The organism is Amycolatopsis roodepoortensis, assembly GCF_014873915.1.
Taxonomy (GTDB): Bacteria; Actinomycetota; Actinomycetes; order Mycobacteriales; family Pseudonocardiaceae; genus Amycolatopsis; species Amycolatopsis roodepoortensis.
This window is the reverse complement of the sequence record NZ_JADBEJ010000004.1, coordinates 966,206-989,801: the sequence shown is the minus strand read 5'-3', so window position 1 is coordinate 989,801 and position 23,596 is coordinate 966,206. Positions and strand designations below refer to the sequence as shown.

Sequence of the window (23,596 nt, the reverse complement as noted above, 5' to 3'; positions counted from 1 at the left end):
GAACGCGCGCTCCAAGCTGCTGATCAGCCAAACGTCCCGTGTGTGCCGTGCTGGCCGCCGTCGTGGGTCTGCACACCTCCATGTGCGGCCGATGAACGGGCCTTGTTGAACTAAGACGACTCCCCGAGCATGGCAAGCACTCATAGTTACGTCCTCCCGCGGGTTGGCGCGGTTGGGCTAACAGGTCTGCGACGTACGAGTGATCGTGGTGAAGGGCCACAGGAGGCCACCTAAAGTCGACCTGGGGTAGGGGGCCGGTACCGCTCTCGAACCACCGCACCGACTGTGGCGGCCTACGAGGTGGAGGCGGACTGAGCAATGGCGCAGAGCAAGGGACAGCAACGACGCGAGCGCCAGCGCCGAGAGGCTTTGCAAGCGCAGAAGGCCCAAGAACGGTTCATCGCGCAACAAAGGCGGGAAGCTGAGCGTCAGGAGCGGGAGGCCAAACGTGCTGATGCCCTGGCCGAGCGCGATCGCAAAGTTCAGTATTTGGCTGAGCGAACTGCGGACGCCGATGAACTTGCAAATGCGACCGCCGCCCGCGCTGAAACGCTTGCAACTGTCTTGATCACAGGTCTGAAACGGCAAGCGCCGCTCGATTTTCGCATGATGCGTCTCGACTTCGCGGCCAGTGCTTGGTCACCTGGAAACCTGGCCAATGCTGAGCAACCGCCGCGATGGGAAAGTTTCGCTCCACCCGAGCCTGGCTTTTTGTCGCGAGTCTTCGGCGGCGATGCACGCTACAACCAAGCTGTCCAGCAAGCTCGATTGCGGTTTGAACAGGAGCAAGCTGCTCACCTGCAGCGGGAAGCACATCGTGCTGCCCAGCTGGAGCAACTCCGTCAGCAACACGCCCAGCGCGAGGGCGAGCGGAAGCGACATGTCGATCAGCACAACGTGGAGATCGATGCGCTACGGCAGGCGTTCCGCCAAGGCGACCGGGAGACCGTCGAACGGTGCCTTCGACTCGCACTGGAGGCGGCACCTCTGCCAGATGGAGTTCCCCGCGAAGTGGAGGTCGGCTACCGGAAGGACAGTCGGCAGGTCTTGATCGTCCGCGAAATGCCGAATACGGACGTCATACCAACTGAAGTCGCGTTCCGATACGTCAAGGTCCGAGACGTGATCGAGTCGACGCCGCGAAAGCCCGCCGAGGTCCGGCAGCGGTACGCCGATCTGATCGCCCAGCTCGCGTTGCTCGCACTGCGAGACACATTCACTGCCACGTCGGCGCAGCAAGTCAGCGAAGTTACGGTGAACTGCCACCTTTCGACCACTGACCGGGCGACGGGTAAGGCTATTCGACCTTGCCTGCTCACCGTGTCGGCGACTAGGGACAAGTTTGACGAGCTCGTGCTGGACAAGCTTGAACCGCGGGACTGTTTGCGACACCTCAACGCTCTTATGTCGCCGCACCCGTACGACGTCGAACCCATCAAGCCGATCTTCGACCCTGACCTGACGCGATTCCGCCTCGTCGATGCTCACTCCGTCGCCGCCGGGTTGGACTCCCGGACGGTCTTGGTGGAGCAGACGCCGAACGAGTTCGAGCACCTGGTTCGTGAGCTGTTCGAAGCAATGGGCATGAAGTCGTGGGTGACCCAGGCGTCCCGGGACGACGGCCTCGATGCAATCGCCGTCAACCCAGATCCGGTCATGGGTGGGCTCGCAGTCATTCAGGCCAAGCGCTACTTCAAGAGCGTTCCTGTCGAAGCGGTACGAGCGCTCTGGGGCACGATGGAGGACAAGAAGGCTGGCACCGGCATCCTGGTCACCACCTCCTACTTCGGCAAGGCAGGTCACGATTTCGCGCATCGAAACGAGCGTCTTCGGCTGATCGAAGGCCCGGAGCTGAAGCACCTGATCAAGGAGTTCCTCGACAGAGACGTCATCGTTGGCGCGAAGGAGCCACCGAAGAACCGGCGATGACGATCGAATTCCCAGTGTTCTTCGAGGCGGCCGTACACCGCCGGCCTCTGTTCCAGAGTCAACGCTAACTTCCGCTGGGCCGAGGCGTACCCCGCGTGTGCGCCTCGGCCGACAGGTGACACCCAGTCTTCAGCGTGAGCATGGTGCTGGTGCCGGCCGTGGTGCCGGTTGAGGTTGAAAGCGTCAGATCCGCTCCGAAGTCATCAAGCAGGTGGAACTCGCGGAACTGGGGTTGGTTCACCTCGAAGCCCTTCTTCGTGAAGCCGTGCCTGCCTGCGGCTTCGGTGAGTGCCTGCGTCGTATTCGCCCAGCTGGCTTCAGGAATGACGTCCGGCAGGCCCCACGTGGTGTAGGCGGTGTACACATCGTGGACATCGACCGCGCGGAAAGCGTTGCAGCCGGGCGATATCTCGGCCACGGTGCCCTGTTGCCACGCGGAGAAGCCAGTGGCTTCCGTGAGCCTGGCGCGCAGGTCGGTGAGCGCTTGGTCGTACTTCGCCTGGGCCTGCTTGGCGTCCGGCCGCTTGAGAAGTTCGGTGAACTGCTGCTGGGCCGACATGCCGTCCTTGCTGTGGTCGTTGTCGAGGTAGTCCGGGCTGCTGTCGCACGCCGTGCTGGTGAGCAGGACAGCGACCGCCGTCCCGGCAATCCAGCTGATGGTTCGAGCAGCGTGCTTCATGAGTTTCACCTGAGCTTACTTCGAGATAGTCAGATCGGGGCGGCCGGCAACGATCGCCGCCATGTTGTACTTGCTGGTGCTGTCGGTGCCATCCGGCGTGGTCAGCGTGTACTCGCTGTGCCCTGAAGAAGCCGCCAGCGGCCGGCCGTCGAGTAGCGATGTCGCTCCGTGAGTCGCCAGTTGCTTCATGCCCTCCATGCTGCCGGGGTCTTCGCCGAACCGCCCGTGCGTGATGTTGCCGACGTCGGCCACCGGGTCACCGTCCGCCTCGAGCGTGTAGGCGTGGCCTTCGGGAACGTGCAGCCGGTCGATCGAGCGGCCGCCGATGCCGTCTCCATAGGGCTGGTCGGAGATGCCGGGCGAGCCGAAGAACACAGCGTCGTCGACGCCGGTGTCGCTCTGCAGGGCAATGCCGGTGGTCAGCGAGCCGTAGGAGTGGCCAAGCGCAGTGAGGTGCGGGTCATCCGGTCGGGACATGTTGATCCCTTGGTCGAAGCGGGCCAGCTTTTCGGCGCCGTCTTGTGCCGCGCCACCGCTGATGACGTCGGCGTAGTCGCCGAGTTTGTCGGTCGCGGGCGGTTCGTAGCCGAGCCAGGTCACCGTCGCGACCGACTTGCCGCTGAGGTCGCCCACCATGCGGTTGGCGCTCTCGCGCACGCTCTGCATGTCATTCACGTAGCCATCGAGGTTCGTCTCAACCGCGGAGTTCATACCCGGCGTGAAGACGGCGACGTGCTTCGCCGTGTCGACATCGCCGTTGGCCACCGCGGCCTTCACCTTGTCGCCGGTCACGTCGAGCGACATGAGCTGCCGGTTCGGCAGCGGCTTACCGTCCGGCCCCACCATGATGCCTTCGACCTTGTTCAGAGCCGCAAGCCGTTCGTCGAGCTTGGCGAGCTGTTCCTGATACTTGTGCACACTCGGGACATCCCGGCTCAAGTCTGCGGGCGCGTGCCGCATGAGCTCGGTGCGCTCATCGAGCAGCTTCTGCCTCTCGTCTGCCAGGAGCGCGATGTTCGCCTTGCTCCTGGCCCACACCGCCACACCGTCCCGGTTGCCGACCAACCCCGGGTGATCCTTGATCAGGCGCTCTTGCTGCTGCTTTGAGAGGGAGTCCCACCAGGCGGCGTTGGCCGCCGGGCCCGCGTCGACGGCGGGCGGGGAAGGGATGGATAAGGAGCCGAGTGCCTCGCCGGCGTTTCCGGCCGCGGCCAAGCTGGTGCCCTCGCCACTGGCGTCGATGGTGTGCCCGTTGATCGCCGGGTCGAGCACGGCGCAGAAGTCGTTGTCGACGTCCTCGGCCGAGAGCAGCGTCTGCTTCACACGTTCGCCTAGTTCCGAGGCCACGGCCTTGCGCTCGCGCTCGACGTCTTCGCGTTGCTCTTCTGGAATGTCCGGCGGCAGGCCATGGTCGGTGATGGCGCCGTCGTCCCCAATCGAGAAGTTGTGCGCCTTGGCCAGGCCCTCGGCTTCCTTGAAGCCGGCCAGAACACCGGTGGCCGCATCCGCCACGTCGCCACTGGCTCGGCGGATCGCCGCGATCTCGGCCGCCCACTCCTTGCCTTCTTCGATTAAGCGCTTCGATGCTCCGGCCGCCGCGATGGCCGCGGTACCTGACCAGCCGCTCGGCATCGCGGCGTCCTCGAAGTCTTCGGAGCACGCAAGCAGCTGCAGGTACTTGCCGTTAAGTGCGGCCGCCATGTCGGAAAGGACGCTCGGATTCCAGCGTCGAAGGTCTCCCCAGGACACCATCAGCTGGCCTTCGGCCCGCCGTGAGCCACCGTGGCATGCAGATCTTGCTGAGCGGCCGCCTCATTGGCGCGGTAGTTCGCCGCGGCCTTGCCCAAGTCGCCGGAGTATGCTTCCCAGGCTCCGGCCCAGCGCCGGCCCTTACCCGACCAGGCGGACTTCAACGCGGCCAGTTTGCCTGCCGAACGAGTGCCCGGAAGTCCGGCGTCGCCTTCCGGAACGACGCCGGCGGTGTCGAGTCCGCGGGCGTCATCGACCAACCTTCCGGCGGCCTTGCTCGCTTCGTCGATTTCTCCAAGTACAGCTTCATACTCAGCCATCTGCCACACCCTCCCAAGGTGACGCGTGTGCTGTCCCCGTGACCCTACGACAACAGTCGGTTACCTGTGAACCACATCCGCCCAGGTCGGGGAGGGCTACTCAAGGTCAGGTAAGTAGCTCTACTTATGCGCGGGCCCTGGGGCACTCGGTGAGCTGCTGCCTGGCCGCGACGCTGCGGCAAGGCTCCGCGTGCGCCTTGAATCGATCAGCCGTCGCCGTTGGCCTAACTCTTGGTGATCAGTCATCTGCGGGAGCTGCATGTTGCACAGTGTGGTGACGTGGTGGAGTTCCGCTTCAACGTCTGATGTCGACCTGCAGGAATTCCCGGAACTCCGCGGTTTCGGCCTGACCGTTCAGCGCGGCGTTCCACCGCGCGATGTCGGCTTCCGAGACGTCGGCGTCGAGCGGCAGGAAGGCCCGCACCGCGTTCGGCCACTGCTCGAAGAACCCGGCGGCGACCGAGGCCGTCAACGCCTGTGAGATCGAGTCCCACACCGTCCTCCGGAACTCGCGAAGGTCCGAATCGGTGCAGCGTCGTTTCACCCGTTCCGCCTCGGCGCGGACCGGCTCCAGCGGGTCGTCGATCCCCTCGGCGCCGCGGATGTCCATGTCCCATTCGCCGAGGTGCCATCTCGCGTCGATGGCGAACTCCGGGTCCTCGGCGATCATCTCGTCGAGATGTCGCCGCGAGTGCGCGAAGGCGACGATCGACGTGGCGTCGGCGTCGGTCGCGATGCCGACGCCTGCCACGTCGTCCGGCGGCAGCTGTCCTGCGACCGCCGCGATGGCCTGCTCGAGCGCCGATCTGAGTCGATCGGACCAATCGCGTGCCCACGCGCGGAGTTCAAGATCCATGCCCCATTGTCGCCGTTCGCTCCTCGGGTGGTGCGGGGGCCGACATAGGATCGGCCTCACCGCTGGGAGGGCCGCGGCGGAGCTGGATTCCCCACGGAGGCAAGGGCATGGGTGCTGATCGTGACGTCTGGTTCATCGATCGTTGGGGTGTCCAGATCGAAGAGGGCATCTCCGTCGAGGCCTTCGCCGCCCTGCTCGACGCGCTCAACGACGACGATGCCGAGCACGTCGTCGTCGACATCAACGACAGCGACGACTGGTTCGTCGAGTTCACCGGCCGCTCTGTCTGTTTCCAGCAGGCGGAACGCGGTGGAGAAGTCGTTGGCACTCTTGACTATGCCGACCGCGACGAGGCGCTCGCGATCGCCAAGGAGTTCATCGACGGCGACTTCGAGGCTCTTCGCGCACGCTCCTGGAAGCCCGACGCCTGAGCGGACTTGATCATGATACCGAAGTGGTATCATGAGCTCATGGCGATGACGTTGAGGCTGAACGAAGAGCAGGAGCGCGCTTTGGCCTTGCTCGCCGAGGCCAACGGGGTGAGCAAGCACGAAGCGATCGTGCGCGCGATCACCGACGCCGCGGCCCGGTCCGTCCGTGACGATCGAGTGCGTGCCCTGTCGCGCGACGGGCGGGCGCGCTACGCGTCGTTGCTCGATCGCCTGGCGCAGTGAAGATCGAGTACCTGTCCCTGGACGACCTGCTCACACTCGCGGCCGACCTGGGTGTTTCCCGAATCCGGGATCTGGGCCTGCTCGGCGCGGCGGCGCATCGGCCGCAGTCGTCGCTGATGGGGCAGGACGCTTATCCGAGTCTGCATGAGAAAGCGGCGGTCCTGCTGGAATCGATCGTCCGTAACCACCCGCTCATCGACGGCAACAAGCGGCTGGGCTGGATGGCGGTCTTCGTTTTCTACGGCCTCAACGGTGTCGACCTGGAAGCGCCGGAGGACGACGCGTACGAGCTCGTGATCGCGACGGCGACCGGGGCTGTCGCCTACGAGGAAGGGGCCCAGCGCCTCGCGGCGTGGGCTCGCCCCGAAGTCGGCTGATCACACGCCGTAGCGTTCCTGGAACATCGTCGCCGGTGCCTTGCCGTGCCGCGCCGTGTAGGCCGCCACGATCTCGTCCGTCGTGTCCTCCCCGGACTGGAGACGGACCAGATACGGCACCACCCAGTGCAGATCCGCCTCGTCGAACTGCTCCGCCCAGTACGGGCCGAGTCCGGTCCGGGACTCGTCGAGCACCGCCGAGAGGGCGACCTGCCCACCCGCGTTCACCGGATGCGGGCCCAGCGAGATCGAAACGCGGGAAGCGGCGCCTGCCGGGTGCACGGCCACCTCCATCGGGTGTGGGTGACGCCCGGGTGCCGTGCGGGCGATCACGAGGAACCGCAGTGGCCCGCGTTTCGTCTTCTTCATGCGGCCATTCGAGCACGCCGCCACGGACCGAGGATGAACCGCATGACGAGCCCCGCCCTCTCACCGCTCGCCCGTGTCCTGGCGTGCACGGGCTTCGCGGAGGACTGGTACCGCTGGTGCGACGCCAAGCGCGACTGGGCGGCTGAGGCGACGGGTACCTACGAGGACGACTCTCTGCTGACTGCGAGCGGTGGGTTCGCCGCACTCACCGTGGGTGAATTCATGCGGGCGTATCGCGCGGCCGGCGCCAAGGTCTCACGAGGCTCGACAGGCCGTCGGTCGTTCACCGTGGAGGTCGCCGAAGGGCCGACCGTGTGTGGCCTGGCGGTGCGGCTCGGACGGGGACTCAACTCCCAGGAGTGCCGCCTGGCGGTGCTCGCGGACGGCGAGCGGCAGGGTGAGCCCGAGATGCTGCACGCGCTGGCCCTGGCCATCCGCCGTTCCCAGGGTGAGCCCGATCCGAATCCGCCGTACCCTCGGCCGATCATCGGCAGCCGCAGCCAGCTGGAGGTCGTGTCCCGCGGCATCGTCGACGCCCTCGGCCAGGTCGCCCGCGGCTGGGCGTCATGACCGAGGTCCTCTTCGTCCGCGAGAACCCCTGGATGCCGCGAGTGATCCGCGCGGACGGTGAGTTCAGGCTCGAACTCGACGCCGGAGCCAACGCCAACCACGACCCTCGCAGTCTCGACTTCCCGGTCTCGGAGGCCCACCTGGGGGTGATCCGCGACGACCTGACGCGACATCTGCTGCTGTGGAGCGCGATCCTGCCGCTGTGCGAGGCTGCCGGGATCCGGGGTCCGCTCGACGAACCGGCGGCGGTCGCGCTGCTGGACCCGATCCTCTTCGGCGCGCCTTCCGACGTCGAGTCGTTGTTCCGGGGCATCCGCTGGGACGAACGTCGGCTTGTCGCTCAAGGCGCGGACGTCGAGCTGCTCGAACGTGGGCAGCTTTTCGAGGCGTTACGCTCGGCGAGCGCGTGGTCCGATTGGTCGCTCGTCCACGAGTACGACACGAACCGTCGGCGCGCCAGGCTTGCCCCGCTCGACAAGGCGCTTCTCAAGTACCTCCGGGCCCCGGGCGCCGTCGACCCCGCTCTGCTGCCCGAGGTTCAGCGGGTGATCGCCACCGCGGAGGAGGCGAGCGCCGGGATACGGATCGCCCGCGACCGGCGACGAGGTGAGCACGCCGTGAATCAGCGTGACTGGCGGCGACCGGCGACGCGGTGCGCACGGTGAGCTTCTTGATCTGCTCCGAAGCCGCCGACAAGGCCAGAAAGCAAGGATGACGATGAGACCACTGACTTTCCGTGACGCCAAGGGCAACGAGCAAACGTGGGTCCCGGGCGACGCTCGGTCCGCGGCCGACGCGTTCCAGGAGTTCGCCGACCTGCACCGTGCCGACGACAACGCGTCGTTCCGCGTCGAGGACGAGGAGAGCGAAGAAGCGCTGTTGTTCAGGTACGACACCGGCACCATCTGCCGGATCAAGGGGGCGCAGGACTCGCGGGTCGAATACCGCCTCGTCACCAACCGTGGTGACTACTGGACCCAGGTGGCCAACTTCGCCCGGCGCGGTTTCAGCGCACTCGACGGCATGGGCACCTGGTGGCCCGACGTCCCAAGCTTCGAGCGGGCCCGCCTCCGCTCCGAGTTCGACGAGTCGCTGCTCCGGCGGACCCACCCCCGCGAGCTGCGCCGTCGGCTGGAGGTCCTGACCCGCATCGACGGGCGCGAGCCGGCGACGGCCGACGGGGTTACGCACTTCGGTTTCGGCAACGGCGGAGTTGACGCCGTCAACGCCTGGTTCACCGCCGAGGGGCGCGGTCTCGTGGTGACGTTCGACCACACCAGCCCGCTGAACTTCTACGAAGACCCGCAGGCGCAGGCGGCGCTCTACGACGGCGTGCCGGCAGACCTGCTCGCGCTGATGACCGAAGCGGACACGACGCTCGAAGTCTCGCGTCCCGGCGGCGGCACCCTCGTGGCCGCGACAGGCGTCTTCACCTTCTCCGGCCCCTGCGCCATGGCGGACGGGCTGGTGTCGCATCTGCAGGAAACTCGGCTGGGCATCGAGGACACCGGAGCGGGCTGGCTTCTGGATGGCTTCCTCGCGCCGGAGGCGTTCACCCCGGCCGTGGTCGCCGAAGCCGTCGCGTGGTGGAGGGCCGAGGACATCGCGAGAGGTTTCGCCGCCGCGGGGGAACAGGAGCAGGCCGCGCCGTTCGACCGGGAGACGGTGGATCGCTTCTGCAAGATCTGGGCCGACTCCGGGTACAACGATCGCTGGGACGTGCACTACGTCCTGTTCGACAGCTACTCCGTCGAGGACGCGGGCGAGGATCGGGACGAGCTCCTGGGGTTGGTCCGGACGCTCGGGCTCGAGCGGGTGGACACTCCGCCGGGAGCCGCCGACGGTGAGGTGTGGGTCCGCACGGATCCGCGGATCGACGCCGAACTCGGGCGCTGGTCATGACCGCCGAGCTCGTCACGTCGCTGGTCGACGCCATGGGGCCGGTGGACGGCTGGGAATCGCTGGCGATGATCCTGGAGTTCGGCGAAGGGTTTCGCAGCGCGCACGGGTACGCGTACTCGCCCGAAGGTGTCACGCCCGTGGCCTGCAAGTGGTCGAGCATCGAAGCCGCGGTGGACACGTACCTGGGCGGCCACTACCGGCCCGGTGAGAGGCTGCCGGTGAAGATCCTCGTGCAGTACGACCGGACGGCCGGGAAGCACGAGGTCACCTTCGAGGACACCGACGAGGAACGCTGGGCCGTGAAGCCGAAGAACTTCCGGCGGATGCGCGAACAGCTGCGCCCGAAGTTCGACTGAGGAGAAGCACGATGGCACGGAAGCGGAAGACCCTTCCCAAGGACTTCGAGGAGATGCTGACCTCGGCCTCGGTGGAGGAACTCAAAGCCGTCTTCGGCAAGTGCGAGCTCGACGCGCGGGGCGGCTATTCCAAGGGCACCGCCATCGGCTTCCCGGCGTGCCCGGACGAGCTCATCGTCTGGCTGACCGGGCAGGGGCTCGCCGTCGACACCCCGGACAGCTACGGCAGGACACCGCTTCACGCGCGGGCTTCCCGCGGTGCTCCGAAGCAGATTCCCTTGCTGCTCTCGCTCGGCGCGGACGTCGATGCGGCCGACACCTACGGGCAAACACCGCTTGGGGCCGCCGTGGGCAGGCTGAGGGTCGAGGCGGCGCGAGTGCTGATCGAGCACGGGGCCTCGACCGAGGTGCTCGACAGGCGCGGCAACACCTTGCTGATGTGCTGCCTGATCAGTACGGAGAACGCCTATCTCCGGGAGTCCGCCGAGATCGCGAAGCTGCTGCTCGAACGCGGGGCGAGCATCACGCCCGAGATGCGCCGGAAGGTCGAGCGGATCGGCAGTGGGTTCGAGTTCCACCGCGAGACCTTCAACCGCGACCTCCTCGAAGAGACCGACGCCGCGCTCAGCGAGCTGTACCGGATCTTCGAGGTCGAGCCCGTAGCGCGGCGGTCGAAGCACGACGGGGTTTCGCCGATCGTCGTTCCCGACGGAACCTGGCAGGAGCGGTACAAGGCGCTTTGGGAGTTCCTCGTGCCGTCGAGAGGTGCGGGCGAGACAGTGCAGTGCGAGGTCGTCCGCGTCACCGGCCGGATCTCCGACGAGATGTTCCGGAACGGCGGGGCGAACTGGGACCGCGATTATCGTGCGATGGCCGACGCGTTCCCGGGTTTCCTGGCGCAGGGCGAGCCTCTCGGCGAGGAAGAACTCGTCGAGGCCAAGGAGATCGCCAAGCAGGTCAGGTCGGGCCGCGGCGGGGACGAACAGCTCGATCGCTTGAGCGAACTCGCCGTCGCCTGGGTCGTGAGGAATCCGGCCCCGATCGCCTTGGAAGCGGTGGACTACTCACGCTGAGGACCGCCGGGTGTCCTCGATGAGCATCGAGGACACCCGGCGAGGCTCACTTCCGCAGCAGGTTGTACGCCGCCGCACCGATCAGCTCCAGCGAAACCTGAAGCCGCTCGAGGGAGACGTTGTCCTTGATGGTGTCTTCCGGCGTGTGGTACGTCGGCTCCAGCAGCGCCGGACCGGTTTCGCCGCGCCAGCTGAAGTTGCCCGACGCGATCCCGCGCTCGAAGAACGGCACGTGGTCGCTCGAACCGCGCGCCACCGGGCCCTTGACCTGAGGGTCGTAGCCGAGCCGCTTGGCGGCGGCGTTGACGGCCGCGGTCGTGGCGTTGTCGGCGCCGTCGACCGAAAGCAGCCAGTAGGTCACCGCCGGGTCCCAGCTGGTGGCGACCATGTCGTTCTGGAAGCAGCCCGCGATCCGCTTCGCTTCCGGGTCGGACAGGTTCTTGACATAGTGCCGCGAACCGATCAGCCCGTACTCCTCCGAGCCCCACAGCGCGAACCGCAGCGTCTTGTTCGTCGGCAGGTGGCGCAGGACGCGCGCCAGTTCCAGGCACAGCACGGTGCCGCTGCCGTCGTCGTTGGCGCCGGGGGAGCCGGGGACGCTGTCGTAGTGCGCGGTCACCATGACCACGCCGTCGTCCTTGCCGGGGAACGTGGCGGGCCGTTCGGCGATGACGTTGTACGACGTCAGGTTCTTGTGGTGGGTGGCCGTCGCCTTCACCGTGACCGAGCCCTTGGCAAGCCGTTCGCGCAGGCGCTCCACCTGCACCTGGGCCAGGCCGAGCACCGGGATCGTGACCGGGGCGGCCAGCGTCGGGGAGAACGCCGACAGCTTGCGGGCCGGGTCGGCGCCGATCCGGCCGAGCAGCACGGCGTCCGCTCCGCGCTGCGCGGCCGTCAGGTACGCGTCGGCCTTGTTGGTCACGGCGGCGATCAGCACGATCTTGCCGGTCAGGTCGTCGGGCAGCGTGCTGCCGTCACCGGCGTCGACGACGACGGCCTCGCGCGTGACGTCCTGCAAGCCCTGCGGCGACGAGCCGGTCTGCCAGCTGTCGCGCCCGATCGACAGGGTGCCGAGGAACTTGTCGGCGATCGGGAACGGCTGCAGCGTGACCTGGTAGCGGAGGTCCCGAAGCACCTTCGCGATGTAGTCCCTCGCTCGCAGTTCGCCTTCGGTGCCGGCGATCCGGGGACCGATCTTGTCGCTGAGCACCCGCAGGTGCTCCAGCGCCCGCCGCGACCGCACCCGCGCGACCACGGGGTAGTCGCCGAATTCCAGCGACGGCGGGAACTGCGCGCCCGGACGTTGCTGCGTCGCCGCGGCGGCGGTGCCGGGGTTCAGCCCGATCGTCGCCGCGCCCGCCAGTGCCACCGCGCCCGCGAGCACCTCACGTCTGCGCAGACCTGCCATGGAACACCCCTCACTTCTCGAAGAAACTCGTTCGAGTAGCTAAGAGTCACGAGGCCCGGAGAGCAACCTCCGATCGTCCCCTTTTTCCTTTCCGTGACGTTTCCTCAGCCCTGGGCGCCGAAGGCCTTCAGGAAGGTGTCGACGGCGGCCTCGGCGATGGCGCGAAGTTCGGCGTCGGGAGTGCGGCGGGTGCCGAGCCTCGCCCGCTTGTCGGCCGGACCGGACAGCAGCGCGAAGAACTGATCCGCGGCCAAGAGCGGGTCCGCGGTCCGAAGGTGCCCGGAGACGGTCAGGCGGGCGAGCCGGTCGGCCAGTGCTTCGGCCACGCGGTCCGCCGCGCGCGTGTGGATGACGTCGAGCAGGTCGGGGAACTGGCCCGTCTCGGCCGCGAGCAGCCGTCGCAGCGCCCATGAGCGGTCGGCGCAGTAGCACTCGAGCAGTTTCGAGCCGACGGTTTCCAGCGTGGCCCGGAGATCCTCGCCCGCGCCGGTGAGCCGCTCGACCACGGCGAGGTTCTCGGCAAGCGCCCGATCCGCCGACGCGGAGACCGTCTCGCGAAACAGGCTCTCCTTGTCGCCGTAATGGCTGTACACGGTGGCTTTGGCGACGCCCGCTTCGGCCGCGATCACGTCCACGCCCGCCTGCGCGTATCCCTCTCGCGCGAAAACGGTGAAAGCCGCGTCGAGGATCGCTTGCCGCTTGTCGATCCGGCCTCGGGCCGTACCAGTTCCGCTCATGTCCTCAGCGTACCGGGACGGCCGGATAACCAGACTCGCCAGTCTGGCCAAGCAGACCTGCTAGTCTCGGACTCGCCGGTCTGGAAAACCAGACTGATGAGTCTGATTCGAGAGGAAGAGCATGACAATCACCCGGGACGATCGGCTGGGCTCCGCGCTGCGGCTGCTGATCGGCGTGATCCTGCTCGGCGGGGCGCTGGGCATCCTGAACAGCACGATGGTCGCCGTCGGGATCCGCGACCTCGCCGAGGACTTCGAAGCCTCGCTGGGCACCGTGGGCTGGGTTTCGACCGGGTTCCTGCTCGCGGTCACCGTCACCATCCCGGTGACCGGCTGGGCGGGTGAGGCCTTCGGCGGCAGGCGGATGTGGCTCGCCGGGCTCGGCGTCTTCCTCGCCGGTTCGCTCGGGTGCGGGCTGGCGTGGGACGTCGAAAGCCTGATCGCCTTCCGCGTGCTGCAGGGGATCGGCGCGGGCATCCTCGATCCGCTCGTGCTCACTCTCCTCGCCCGCGCCGCCGGGCCGCGGCGCGCGGGCCGCGTGATGGGGCTGATGGCCGCCGTGCTCTCGCTCGGTCCCGTGCTTGGTCCGGTACTCGGTGGCGTGATACTGCAGGGTCTCGGCTGGCGGTGGATGTTCCTGCTCTGCGTGCCGCTCGGCGCGCTGGCGGTGCTGCTCGCGGTGCGCGTCATGCCCGCGGATCCTCCTGCCGAGCGGCGGGCACGGCTCGACATCCTCGGTGTCGCCCTGCTCGGGCCGGGTTTCGCGGGCCTGCTCCTGGTGCTGTCCCAGGCCGCGAACGGAGCGGACCTTCACTCCTCGCCGGTGCTCGTCCCGCTGGTGGCCGGCGTTCTCTTGCTGGCCGGCTACCTGGTTCACGCACTGCGCGGTGAGGCGCCCCTGGTCGACGTCCGGCTGTTCGCCCGTCGCGGGTTCGCCGCGAGTGTGACCGTCATGGCGCTGACCGGGCTGGCGATGTTCGCGAGCCTGATCGTGCTCCCGCTGTACTTCCAGCAGGCCGGGGGCCACGGGGCGCTCGCGGCCGGGCTGCTCGTCGCGCCGCTGGGCGTCGGGGCCGCGGTCGCCGCCCCGCTGGCGGGACGAGTCAGTGACCGGGTGGGTTCACGCAACCTGGCGCTGGCGGGCGGTCTCGTAGCCGCCCTGAGCGCGGTCCTCTTCACCACGTTCGACGCGGGGACCGGTGACGCGGCGGTCGTGCTCGCCGGGCTGGCCCTCGGCACCGGACTCGGTTTCGTCGGCCCGCCCGCGATGGGGGCGGTGTATCGCACGCTGCCGGGACCTCTGGTGCCACAGGGAAGTTCGGTGCTCTACATGCTCAACCAGCTCGGTGGTTCGATCGGTGTCGCCGTGGTCGCGTTGATCCTCGCCACCACGACCGGCCCGGTCGCGGGTCTGCACGCCGTGTACTGGTTCGTCGCGGGCACCATGGTCGTCCTGCTCGCCGCCGCCGCGCGCCTGCCGGGCAGGGGTGACCGGTGAAGACGATCGTGATCTCCGGCGGTACCGACGGGATGGGCAAGGCCCTCGCGATGGAGTACCTCGGCCGGGGCGACACCGTCGTCGTGCTCGGCCGGGACGCGGCGAAAGGCGCGGTGTTCGGCGAAGCGGGCCGCGCGACGTTCATCCAGGCGGATCTCGGCCTCATCGCACGCAACCGTGAGGTCGTCGAACGGATCACCACGACGTTCCCGGTCGTGGACGCGCTGGTGCTGTGCGCCCGCCACTTCCGTTCGACCAGGGCCGAGACGGCCGAAGGCATCGAAAGCACCTTCGCGCTGGAGTACCTCAGTCGTTATCTGCTCAGCCACGGACTCGCCGCCGCCTTGAGCCGGGCCGAACGGCCCGTCGTCGTCAACGTGTCCGGTCCGGGGGTGACCAAGCCCGAGATCCGCTGGCACGACCTTTCGCTGACGCGGGGCTATGACGGTGTCGCCGCGCAAATGCAGGCGGGACGGGCCAACGACCTGCTCGGCGTCGCGTTCGCCGCCGAACACGCCGCGAGCGGGATCTCGACCGTGCTGCTCAACCCCGGCGGTGTCTCGACGAGCTTCTCCGGGGAGTACGACACGGCGACCGCTGCCCACGTCCAAGCGTTGAAGAGATACGGGAAACCCGTCGAGGAAGGCATCGTGCCGATCATCGCGCGGATCGACGACCCACCCCCGGAGCCGCTCAGCGCGTTCGTGGAAGGGCGGCGGATCGCGGCGACCGGCCCAGGATTCGAACCCGCGGCGGCGAATCGGCTGGCCGAGGTCACTCGCGGGTTGCTGGCCGACGAACGACGGCGGAGGGGGACGCACGGGTAACTTCGAACGGGTGAAGCCGTTGAGTCCCGACATGTTCGCGCCCGGTTGCCCGTCGAACCTGACCCCGTTCCGGATCGGCGACAAGTGGGCGGGCCTGGTCGTGCAGTGCCTGGAAGAAGGGCCGCGCCGGTTCTCCGAACTGCGGGTGCCGTTGCGGGGAGTCACGCCGAAGGTCCTCACGGAGACCTTGAGGGCTCTGGAGCGCGACGGCATGATCACGCGGACGGCGTACGACGAGACACCGCCGCGGGTGGAGTACGAGCTCACCTCGCTCGGCCGGACGTTGTTCGAGCCGATGGAGGCATGCCGTGAGTGGGCGGCGAAGCACCTTCCGGAGCTGGTCGCCGCCCGCGAGGCCTACTCGGGCTGAAGGACTAGCCCAGCAGGCCGAGCACGACGATCGTCAGCAGCGTGATGGCGGCGGAGAAGGTGGTCACCCAGGCGCGCTGGGCGGCGGTGATGGAGACGTTGTTCACGGCGGTTCCCCGGGGGCGAGAAGCGACAGGTCCGCCGGGAACAGCGCGTTGATCAGGCTCCGCGTTACCTGCCGGACGCCGGTGTGATCAACGTCACTGATCGTGCTGGTGATGCCGATCGCGCGCCGTGTACCAGAGCACTCCGGCGGCGGCCGCCACCATCGCGCCGAACGCCGAGAACCCCACCACGATCGCTTGCGTCATCACTCGTCCTTTCTCGTTGTGTCCCTATCGGGGTGACGTCCGAGAAGCGGAGTTGTGGCGCGGTCGTAGCGGACGTCACATGCCGTCGAGTACCCCGTCGATCTGCGATGCAAGGGAGAAGTCCTTCTCCGTCAGCCCGCCGGCGGAGTGCGTGCTGAGCCGGAACGTCACCGTCCGCCAGCGGATGTCGATGTCGGGATGGTGGTCGGCCGCCTCCGCCAGTTCGGCCACCTTGTCCACCGCCTCGATGGCCTTCGGGAAACTCGGCAGCTTCGCCGTCCGCTCGATCGTCACGCCGTCACGGGTCCACCCGGAGAGCTTGGTCACGGCTTCGTCGGCCTGCCGGTCGTTCAAGATTTCCGCCATGACTCCATGGTGGTACGCCGTCGGCTACGCTGCACGTTTGCCACGGGTCCCCCCTTGAAGAACGCAGGAGGCTAGATGAAACGCGCCCTCCGCACGGTCGTTGCGGCTGGCACGGTGGCCGCCCTCGTCGCGGGCTGCTCGCTCTCCGGGAACACGGGGAACGACCCGCAGGCGCCGGCGACGGTCACGCTCGTGACACACGACTCGTGGCTCGCCCCGCAGGAGGTCCTCGACGCGTTCGAGCGGCAGTCCGGGATCAAGATCTCCGTGCTCAAGCAGGGGGACGCGGGCGCGCTGACCAACAAACTGGTGCTGACGAAGGCGAACCCGATCGGGGACGTCGCGTACGGCATCGACTCGACGTTCGCCTCGCGCGCGCTCACCGAGGGCGTTTTCGAGCAGTACACCAGCCCGGAGGCCGATCGCGGCCCGCAGCGCTACTCCGTCGACCCCGAGCACCGGCTCTCCGCGGTCGACCTCGGCGACGTCTGCGTCAACATCGACACCCGGTACTTCGCGGACAAGGGGCTCCCGGAGCCGAAGTCGTTCGCGGACCTGGCCGACGCCAAGTACAAGGACCTGATGGTCGCCGAGAGCGCCGCGACGTCCTCGCCCGGCCTGGCGTTCCTGCTCGGCACCGTCGCCCAGTTCGGCGAGCAGGGCTGGCAGGGGTACTGGACCCAGCTGAAGGCCAACGGTCTCAAGGTGGTCAGCGGCTGGGAAGAGGCCTACCAAAAGGAATTCTCCGGTTCCTCGGGCAAGGGCCCGCGCCCGATCGTCGTCTCCTACGCCTCTTCGCCCGCCGCCGAGATCGGCGACGACGGCAAGCCGCGCACGAAGGCGCTGCTGGACACCTGTTACCGCCAGGTCGAGTACGCGGGGGTGCTGAAGGGCGGCAAGCAGGTCGAGAAGGCCCGCAAGGTCGTGGACTTCCTGCTGTCCCAGCAGTTCCAGGTGACGGTGGCGAGCAACATGTACGTGTACCCGGCCCGTCAGGGCGTCGAGCTCCCGCAGGGCTGGGCGCAGGCCGCGCCGCAGCCGCAGCAGCCGAAGACGCTCGAACCGGCCAAGATCCAGGCCGGGCGCGAGCAGTGGATCGCGCAGTGGCGCACGCTACTCGAAGGCTGAGCACCACCAGGCCGACTTTCCGCGGAGCCGGGCTGGCGGCGCTCGCCGTGCTGCCGCTCGGTTTCCTCGTGGTGTTCTTCGCCTGGCCGGTCGCGGCGATCGTCGCGCGCGGCTTCGGCTCCGGCGGGGTCGGCACGGCCATCGGCGACCCGCTGACCTGGGAACTCGCCGGATTCACCGTCGCCAGTGCCGGGGTCTCGACGATCGTGGCGGTGCTGGCGGGCCTGCCGGTGGCGTTCCTGCTCGCGCGGGTGCGGCTGCCCGGCGTCTCGCTGGTCCGGACGCTCGTGCTGGTGCCGTTCGTGCTGCCGACGGTCGTGGTCGGCCTGGCGTTCCGCGCGCTCTGGCCCGACGGCGGGCTGCTACCGCTGGTGCTGGCGAACGCCTTCTTCAACGTGGCCGTCGTCGCGCGCACGGTCTCCGGGCTGTGGAGCCATCTCGATCCGCGCACCGTGGACGCGGCGCGGGCACTCGGCGCGTCGCCGTGGCGTGCCTTCCGCTCGGTGACGCTGCCCGCGCTCGCCCCGGCCGTCGCGTCCTCGGCCGCGGTGGTGTTCCTGTTCTGCGCCACCAGTTTCGGGGTCGTGCTCATCCTCGGCGGGGCGAAGTACCGCACCCTGGAGACCGAGATCTACCTGCGCACGGTCGAACTGCTCGACCTCTCCGGCGCGGCCGCGTTGTCGCTGGTGCAGTTCGCCGCCGTCGTCGCCGCGCTGGTCGTCGGCGCGCTGGCCAGGCGGCGCCGGGAGAACGCGGTCCGCCTCCGATCGCGGAGCGAGACGGCGCGGCGGCCGAGGGGTGGCGAGTGGTGGGCGGTGTCCGCCGGGCTCGCGGTGGTCGCGCTCCTGATGACGCCGATCGTGGCGTTGCTGGTCGAGTCCGTGTCCACTGGGTCTGATTCGGACGGTTTCAGCCTTGCCGGGTACGCGGCACTCGCCGGGCAGGGGACCAGCGGCGCGCTCCAGGTCTCGGGCTGGGACGCGGCGTCGATGTCGCTGCGGACGGCGTTCGACGCGACGACGCTCGCGATGATCGTCGGCGTACTGGCCTCGGTCGTGCTGGTGGCGTTGCGCCGCACCCCGGGCAGGCTGGCCAGGGGCATGGGCGAGACGATGGACGCCGCGCTCATGCTGCCGCTGGGCGTGTCCGCGGTGACCGTCGGTTTCGGCTATCTCGTCACGCTCGACGCGCTGCCGGGCGACCTGCGGACGTCGCCGCTGCTGGTGCCGCTCGCGCAGGCGCTGGTGATCATCCCGCTGATCGTGCGGATGGTGCTGCCGGTGCTGCGGTCGGTCGATATCCGGCTGAGGCAGGCAGCGTCGACCCTCGGCGCGAGCCCCGGCCGGGTGTGGCGCGAGATCGATCTCCCGCTGACGGCGCGTTCTCTGGTCGCGGCGGCCGGTTTCGGGTACGTGGTCGCGCTCGGCGAATTCGGCGCGACGAGCTTCCTGGCCAGGCCGGACGCGCCGACGTTGCCGGTCGCCGTGGCGACGCTGATCTCGCGGCCGGGGGAGCTGAACAATCAGATGGCCTACGCGGCCTGTGCGCTGCTCATGATCGTGACCGTGGTGGCGGTGGTGCTGATCGACCGGTTCGGCGCGGTCCGCGGGCAGAATTCGGTAGGGGAGTTCTAGTGTCGCTGTCGGTACGGGACTTGACCGTCCACTATGGATCCTTCGCGGCCGTGAAGGACGCCAGGCTGGACATCGCCGACGGCGAGGTGCTGGCCCTGCTGGGCCCGTCCGGTTCGGGGAAGTCGACGCTGCTGCGGGCGATCACCGGGCTGGAGCCGCTGACGTCGGGCACCGTGCGGTGGGACGGCGAGGACCTCTCCGGTGTCCCGGTGCACCGGCGGGAGTTCGGGCTGGTGTTCCAGGACGGGCAGTTGTTCCCGCACAAGGACGTCGCCGCCAACATCGCGTTCGGGCTGCGGATGCACGACGTCCCCCGCGCCGAGCACGCCGAACGGATCCGGGCGCTGCTCGATCTCGTCGGGCTGGCCGGTTACGAGCGGCGGAGGGTGACCGAGCTGTCCGGCGGGCAGGCGCAGCGGGTGGCGCTGGCCCGCGCGCTGGCACCGGAACCGCGGTTGCTGCTGCTGGACGAGCCACTGTCCGGTTTGGACGCCGGGCTGCGGGAACAGCTGGCGATCGACCTCGCGGCCCTGCTGCGGCGCAGCAAGATCACCGCGCTGCTCGTCACGCACGATCAGGAGGAGGCGTTCACACTCGCCGACCGGGTCGCCGTGCTCGACGATGGGGAGATCCGGCAGGAGGGCGCGGTGCGCCGCGTCTGGCGGCAGCCGGTGGACGAGGACGTCGCACGGTTCCTCGGCGTGACCACCTTCGTCGACGGCGAGGCGTCGGGCGGGACGGTGCGGACCGTGCTCGGCGACGTCACGCTGCCCGACGTCGAGGACGGCGCGGTGCGGCTGGGGCTGAGGCCGCACGGCCTGCGGGTCGCCTCGGAGGGTGTCGAGGGCGAGGTCGTCGCCGTGGTTCACCGGCGGGAGCACGTGCGGCTCGTGGTCGCCCCCGGCGGCGATCTGTCCACTGTGGACGCCGTCGCGCCGGTCACGGCCGATCTGCGCCCCGGCGACACCGTGCGGCTCGCGCTGGACCCGGACGGCGTCGCCCAACTACGCGTTTAGTCCTCTGAACGCGGAGATCAGACGGCGACGAACCGGATCAGCAGGACCAGGCCGAGGGTCAGGGCGGCGCAGGCGATCGCGAGCCACGCGTATCCCTCCATCGGCGAGTCGTAGAGAGTGTGCGCGGTGCCGTACCTGTTCAGCCTGCGGCCGATCACCCTGATCAGGATCGCGCTGAGCACGAAACCCGCCACCCAGGCGATGTCGGTGATCACCTGCCGCCCGTCGAAGACCTCCTGGAACACGGCGCCGACGATGAGCCCGAGCAGGAGCAGCGGCCCCACCAGACAGCCCGCGCCGGTCCATCGGACGGCCCCCACCTCGAACATGGCCACGACTTTACCGCTCCTCGACGCCGTGAAGGCCTCCTTCACTAGGTAAGGAGGCCTTCACGGACTTGCGAGGTCAGCCGTCCCGGGTGGTCAGGCGCGCGTAGGCGATCGAGAGCCCGATGGCGATGTAGCAAGCGGCGCGCAGCGCGCCCTCGCCGAGCATCGCGGTGTCCACCGGGTCCATCAGCACCGAAGCGGGCGCCTGCGTCCAGTTCTCGTTGAGCAGGAAAGGGTGCAGCCACGAGACCGCGTCCAGGAAACCGAGGATGGTGAACACGATCGTCCCGGCCAGCACCGAGGCGACGACCAGCATCGGATGTTCGGTGAACGCCGAGATCGCCAGCGCGACCGCGCCGACCGCCCACAACTGCAGGACCACCCACGCGGCCACGAGCAGGACACGGCCCAGCGCGTCCCAGGCGCTCAGCGTCGAGCCGGTGAGGGTGAACATCGAGTCGGTGCCGCTGATGACCAGGCCGGTGACGAAACCGGTGAACGTCATGGCCAGTACGGCGATCGTCGAAACCGTCGCGACGCCGAACGCCTTGATCGCGAGCAGCCTGCCCCGGCCGACCGGCGCGATCAGCCAGCCGCGCAGCGTCCCGTGGGCCGCCTCGCCGGCGATCGCGTCCGCCCCGGCCATCGCCGAAGCGAGGGGGAGCAGCAGTCCCAGCGTCATGGTCAGGGCCGCGACCGGAAGAATGAAGCCATTGTTGACAGCGGAGGCGAGCAAGGCGCCGTCGCCACCCCCACCGCCGCCGTTCGTCTCCGTCGGGTCGACGAGCGTCAGCGCGACGCCGATGATCACCGGGATCAACGCGAGCAGACCCAGTACGGCGAGCGTGCGCGGCCGCCGGAAGATCCAGCGCAGTTCGGCCCGGTACAACCGGAGCAGCCCGACACTGTCCTGCCCGGTCCGTGCCGCGGGTGCCGCGGCCAGAGCGTGGGTCACGACTCCCCCTCACCGTCTACAGTGGACTCCGGCTGGGTCAGCCGGGCGAACAGGTCTTCGAGCCCGGTCCGCGCCCGCGCTGCCTCGTGCACGGCCACCCCGGCCGTCACCAGCTGACGGAGCACCTCGGGGGCTTCGGCGGCGGTCAGGTCGACGCGGACGCCGTCCGGCGTGAGCCTGCTGCCGATCCTGTTCTCCCGCAACGTCTCCACCGCGAGTTCGGCGTCCGGCGTCCGCACCAGCAGCGCCGCGTTCCCCGACTCCAGCAGTTCCGAGAGCTCGCCCTGGGCGATCACGTTCCCGGACTGGAGCACCGCGACGTGCGTGCAGGTCGCCTCGACCTCGGCCAGCAGATGCGACGACACCAGCACCGTGACGCCGTCGGCGTGCAGTTCGCCGATGATCCGGCGGATCTCCCTGGTGCCCGCCGGGTCGAGGCCGTTCGTCGGCTCGTCGAGCACGACCATCCGCCTCGGCACGAGCAGCGCGCTCGCCAGGCCCATCCGCTGCTTCATCCCCAGCGAATAACCCTTGTAGCGCCGGGTGGCGGCGCCGGTCAGGCCGACCCGTTCAAGGGCCGCGTCGACCGCGCCGGGGATCCCCGCCGAGGCCAGCCGCGGTTCGGCGGCGGCCACACGCAGCAGGTTTTCCCGCCCGGAGAGAAAAGGGTGGAAACCCGGCCCTTCGACGAGCGCGCCGACGTCGGGCAACGCGTGCGCCGCCTCGTCGGGCATCCGTTTGCCGAAGAGTTCGACCTCGCCCTCGGTGGGCCGCACGAGACCGAGCAGCATCCGGATGGTCGTCGTCTTGCCCGAACCGTTGGGGCCGAGCATCCCCAGCACGGCGCCTTCGGGAACGTCGAGATCGACGTGGTCCACGGCCACCGTGCGGCCGTAGACCTTGCGCAGGCCCCTGGTGCGGGCCGCCATGGGTACCGCCGGAGCGGACGCCTCCTGGGAAGCGTCCGCCCCGGCTTCGAACGTGGTGGTCACTTCGCGGCCAAAGCCTCGAAGAGGACCTGCTCCGGCACCGCGCCGGCGGCGTAGCGGCCGTCGTCGGTCAGCACGCCGGTGCCGACCTTGGTGGTCACCAGCCAGCCGCTGCCCCAGGCACCGCTGACCGGCTTGGCGAACCGCGTGAGCAGCGCCTTCGGGTCGACCTGACGGCCCTGCTCGTCCTTGGCCTCGCCTGCCTTCGCCAGCGCGTCGGCCGGGATCTTGCCGGTGATCGCGGTGTCCCAGCCGTCGCCGACGACCTTGATCTCGGACTTCGCCCGCTCGGCCAGCTCACGGTCCTTCGGCTCGATCTCGGGGGCCTTCTCGGTCACCTTCGCGCCCTTGGGCGGGGTGAATTCGAAGTTCGACGCGGGCTGGGCCGCGAAGTTGATCTCGCTGAACGAGGCCTCGAACGCCGGGGCGGAGGTGCCGTTGGCCAGCACCGTGACCCGCAGCGGCATCCGGGTCTGGTCGTCGATCGCGACGCGGATCTCACGCAGGAGCGTCCGCTCGGTCGGCTTCGGGGTCAGCACCAGTTCGTACGCCGCCCGGTTCGCCACCGAGGCCGTCCCGTCGACGGCGATCGTGCTGCTTTCGCGCACCTTGCCGAGCAGTTCGGAGGCGACCGTGGCCGGGTCGACGGCCTCGCCCTTGTTCTGGTGCTCCTTGGCCAGCTCGGCCGGGACGGTGATCTTGGTGGCCGAGTTGTCCTTGGAGTTGTACTCCCAGACGGTCTGGCCGTTCCGGACGATGGTCTGCTGGCTGGAGCCCTCGGTGAGCGAGATCTTGCTCTTGCCCGCGCCGTCGGTCGACACCTGCGCCGAGTCGACGTCGAGCGCCGAGACACCGGGCAGGGCGCCGCCGACCTGCGGCAGGCCGAGGTCGTTGCTGACCTTGACCTTCCCGTCGAACGCCGACGGCTTCGCGTTGAGCGTCGACTGCACCAGCTCTTCGGCGCTGATCTGCGGCAAGACGGGCGCGTCGCCCGCGGTGGCCGGCATCGCGACGACGACGAGCCCGCCGACGCCGAGAGCCGTCCCCACCACCGCCGCGGTGATGGCCTTCCTCTTCGGATCCATGCTGTCTCTCCCTGTTTCCCCGAACCCCAGTGTGCTCGGGTCTTGGCGACAACGCTTCCCCGGAAACGCTGAGACACCACTCAGACTCCG

The 23,596-nt window shown here is 68.7% G+C and carries 25 protein-coding genes and 1 pseudogene; 14 read left to right on the top strand and 12 right to left on the bottom strand.

Going from position 1 to position 23,596, the window contains the following annotated elements; translation table 11 throughout:
• The first annotated feature begins 318 nt into the window (after nt 1-318).
• A complete protein-coding gene (locus tag H4W30_RS15350; RefSeq protein ID WP_192743430.1) occupies nt 319-1,929 on the top strand; it encodes a restriction endonuclease in 1,611 nt (536 codons plus the stop codon).
• Nucleotides 1,930-1,993: 64 nt separating this feature from the next.
• Here the strand turns inward: H4W30_RS15350 and H4W30_RS15345 are convergent, their stop codons facing one another.
• The 4 genes from H4W30_RS15345 to H4W30_RS15330 form a co-directional block, all read right to left on the bottom strand.
• Nucleotides 1,994-2,608: an LppA family lipoprotein gene (locus H4W30_RS15345; protein ID WP_192743429.1), complete on the bottom strand. Its 615-nt coding sequence runs from the start codon at nt 2,606-2,608 to the stop codon at nt 1,994-1,996.
• A 15-nt stretch (nt 2,609-2,623) separates the two neighbouring features.
• Entirely contained in the window at nt 2,624-4,360 is a 1,737-nt protein-coding gene (locus tag H4W30_RS15340) for an alpha/beta hydrolase (protein WP_192743428.1), read from the bottom strand.
• Nucleotides 4,360-4,677, bottom strand: coding sequence for a hypothetical protein (locus tag H4W30_RS15335; RefSeq protein WP_192743427.1), 318 nt, complete (start codon nt 4,675-4,677; stop codon nt 4,360-4,362). The genes H4W30_RS15340 and H4W30_RS15335 overlap by 1 nt, the downstream gene beginning before the upstream one ends.
• A gap of 295 nt (nt 4,678-4,972) precedes the next feature.
• Nucleotides 4,973-5,533, bottom strand: coding sequence for a DUF4303 domain-containing protein (locus H4W30_RS15330; protein WP_192743426.1), 561 nt, complete (start codon nt 5,531-5,533; stop codon nt 4,973-4,975).
• Nucleotides 5,534-5,640: 107 nt separating this feature from the next.
• On the opposite strand from H4W30_RS15330, the gene H4W30_RS15325 reads away from it, so the two are divergent.
• From H4W30_RS15325 to H4W30_RS15315, 3 genes are read left to right on the top strand one after another with little or no spacing between them, the layout of a single operon-like run.
• Nucleotides 5,641-5,964 carry a hypothetical protein gene (locus tag H4W30_RS15325; RefSeq protein WP_192743425.1) on the top strand — a complete coding sequence of 108 codons (324 nt, stop codon included), beginning with the start codon at nt 5,641-5,643 and terminating at the stop codon, nt 5,962-5,964.
• 39 nt (nt 5,965-6,003) lie between these two features.
• Nucleotides 6,004-6,207, top strand: coding sequence for a ribbon-helix-helix protein, CopG family (locus tag H4W30_RS15320; protein WP_192743424.1), 204 nt, complete (start codon nt 6,004-6,006; stop codon nt 6,205-6,207).
• Complete coding sequence (locus H4W30_RS15315; protein WP_192743423.1) at nt 6,204-6,584, top strand: type II toxin-antitoxin system death-on-curing family toxin; 381 nt, start codon at nt 6,204-6,206, stop codon at nt 6,582-6,584. The genes H4W30_RS15320 and H4W30_RS15315 overlap by 4 nt, the downstream gene beginning before the upstream one ends.
• On the opposite strand, the gene H4W30_RS15310 is transcribed toward H4W30_RS15315, so the two are convergent.
• On the bottom strand, nt 6,585-6,953 hold the full coding sequence (locus H4W30_RS15310) for a hypothetical protein (protein ID WP_192743422.1): 369 nt from the start codon (nt 6,951-6,953) through the stop codon (nt 6,585-6,587).
• A gap of 42 nt (nt 6,954-6,995) precedes the next feature.
• Between H4W30_RS15310 and H4W30_RS15305 the strand changes: the two genes are divergently transcribed.
• The 4 genes and pseudogenes from H4W30_RS15305 (at nt 6,996) to H4W30_RS15285 (ending at nt 10,854) form a co-directional block, all read left to right on the top strand.
• A complete protein-coding gene (locus H4W30_RS15305; RefSeq protein WP_192743421.1) occupies nt 6,996-7,523 on the top strand; it encodes a hypothetical protein in 528 nt (175 codons plus the stop codon).
• Nucleotides 7,520-9,425, top strand: a pseudogene (locus H4W30_RS43705) (DUF6357 family protein). The gene H4W30_RS15305 and the pseudogene H4W30_RS43705 overlap by 4 nt, the downstream one beginning before the upstream one ends.
• Entirely contained in the window at nt 9,422-9,781 is a 360-nt protein-coding gene (locus H4W30_RS15290; RefSeq protein WP_192743418.1) for a hypothetical protein, read from the top strand. The pseudogene H4W30_RS43705 and the gene H4W30_RS15290 overlap by 4 nt, the downstream one beginning before the upstream one ends.
• A gap of 11 nt (nt 9,782-9,792) precedes the next feature.
• Nucleotides 9,793-10,854, top strand: a complete 1,062-nt coding sequence (locus tag H4W30_RS15285; RefSeq protein ID WP_192743417.1) for an ankyrin repeat domain-containing protein — start codon at nt 9,793-9,795, stop codon at nt 10,852-10,854.
• A gap of 46 nt (nt 10,855-10,900) precedes the next feature.
• Here H4W30_RS15285 and H4W30_RS15280 read toward each other — a convergent pair whose 3' ends face one another.
• Nucleotides 10,901-12,262 (bottom strand): M20/M25/M40 family metallo-hydrolase, encoded by a 1,362-nt coding sequence (locus tag H4W30_RS15280; protein WP_192743416.1) that lies wholly within the window; start codon nt 12,260-12,262, stop codon nt 10,901-10,903.
• Nucleotides 12,263-12,366: 104 nt separating this feature from the next.
• On the bottom strand, nt 12,367-12,999 hold the full coding sequence (locus tag H4W30_RS15275; RefSeq protein ID WP_192743415.1) for a TetR/AcrR family transcriptional regulator: 633 nt from the start codon (nt 12,997-12,999) through the stop codon (nt 12,367-12,369).
• A 121-nt stretch (nt 13,000-13,120) separates the two neighbouring features.
• Here H4W30_RS15275 and H4W30_RS15270 point away from each other — a divergent pair, with 121 nt between their 5' ends.
• The 3 genes from H4W30_RS15270 to H4W30_RS15260 are packed head-to-tail and all read left to right on the top strand — an operon-like array spanning nt 13,121 to nt 15,694.
• Nucleotides 13,121-14,497 (top strand): DHA2 family efflux MFS transporter permease subunit, encoded by a 1,377-nt coding sequence (locus H4W30_RS15270; protein ID WP_192743414.1) that lies wholly within the window; start codon nt 13,121-13,123, stop codon nt 14,495-14,497.
• Nucleotides 14,494-15,324 carry an SDR family NAD(P)-dependent oxidoreductase gene (locus tag H4W30_RS15265; protein WP_192743413.1) on the top strand — a complete coding sequence of 277 codons (831 nt, stop codon included), beginning with the start codon at nt 14,494-14,496 and terminating at the stop codon, nt 15,322-15,324. Before H4W30_RS15270 ends, H4W30_RS15265 begins: the two co-directional genes overlap by 4 nt.
• A gap of 31 nt (nt 15,325-15,355) precedes the next feature.
• Entirely contained in the window at nt 15,356-15,694 is a 339-nt protein-coding gene (locus H4W30_RS15260) for a winged helix-turn-helix transcriptional regulator (protein WP_126737479.1), read from the top strand.
• A 385-nt stretch (nt 15,695-16,079) separates the two neighbouring features.
• On the opposite strand, the gene H4W30_RS15255 is transcribed toward H4W30_RS15260, so the two are convergent.
• Nucleotides 16,080-16,370: a 4a-hydroxytetrahydrobiopterin dehydratase gene (locus tag H4W30_RS15255; RefSeq protein WP_034305303.1), complete on the bottom strand. Its 291-nt coding sequence runs from the start codon at nt 16,368-16,370 to the stop codon at nt 16,080-16,082.
• Nucleotides 16,371-16,445: 75 nt separating this feature from the next.
• Between H4W30_RS15255 and H4W30_RS15250 the strand changes: the two genes are divergently transcribed.
• The 3 genes from H4W30_RS15250 to H4W30_RS15240 are packed head-to-tail and all read left to right on the top strand — an operon-like array spanning nt 16,446 to nt 20,148.
• Nucleotides 16,446-17,498, top strand: coding sequence for a thiamine ABC transporter substrate-binding protein (locus H4W30_RS15250; RefSeq protein ID WP_192743412.1), 1,053 nt, complete (start codon nt 16,446-16,448; stop codon nt 17,496-17,498).
• Between the two features lie 47 nt (nt 17,499-17,545).
• Nucleotides 17,546-19,132, top strand: a complete 1,587-nt coding sequence (locus H4W30_RS15245; RefSeq protein ID WP_192744114.1) for an ABC transporter permease — start codon at nt 17,546-17,548, stop codon at nt 19,130-19,132.
• Complete coding sequence (locus H4W30_RS15240) at nt 19,132-20,148, top strand: ABC transporter ATP-binding protein (protein ID WP_192743411.1); 1,017 nt, start codon at nt 19,132-19,134, stop codon at nt 20,146-20,148. The genes H4W30_RS15245 and H4W30_RS15240 overlap by 1 nt, the downstream gene beginning before the upstream one ends.
• Nucleotides 20,149-20,165: 17 nt before the next feature.
• Here the strand turns inward: H4W30_RS15240 and H4W30_RS15235 are convergent, their stop codons facing one another.
• The 4 genes from H4W30_RS15235 to H4W30_RS15220 form a co-directional block, all read right to left on the bottom strand.
• On the bottom strand, nt 20,166-20,477 hold the full coding sequence (locus H4W30_RS15235) for a hypothetical protein (protein ID WP_192743410.1): 312 nt from the start codon (nt 20,475-20,477) through the stop codon (nt 20,166-20,168).
• A gap of 76 nt (nt 20,478-20,553) precedes the next feature.
• On the bottom strand, nt 20,554-21,432 hold the full coding sequence (locus H4W30_RS15230) for an ABC transporter permease (RefSeq protein ID WP_192743409.1): 879 nt from the start codon (nt 21,430-21,432) through the stop codon (nt 20,554-20,556).
• Complete coding sequence (locus H4W30_RS15225; RefSeq protein ID WP_125673996.1) at nt 21,429-22,424, bottom strand: ABC transporter ATP-binding protein; 996 nt, start codon at nt 22,422-22,424, stop codon at nt 21,429-21,431. Before H4W30_RS15225 ends, H4W30_RS15230 begins: the two co-directional genes overlap by 4 nt.
• On the bottom strand, nt 22,421-23,506 hold the full coding sequence (locus H4W30_RS15220; RefSeq protein ID WP_192743408.1) for a LolA family protein: 1,086 nt from the start codon (nt 23,504-23,506) through the stop codon (nt 22,421-22,423). Before H4W30_RS15220 ends, H4W30_RS15225 begins: the two co-directional genes overlap by 4 nt.
• Nucleotides 23,507-23,596 lie beyond the last annotated feature (90 nt).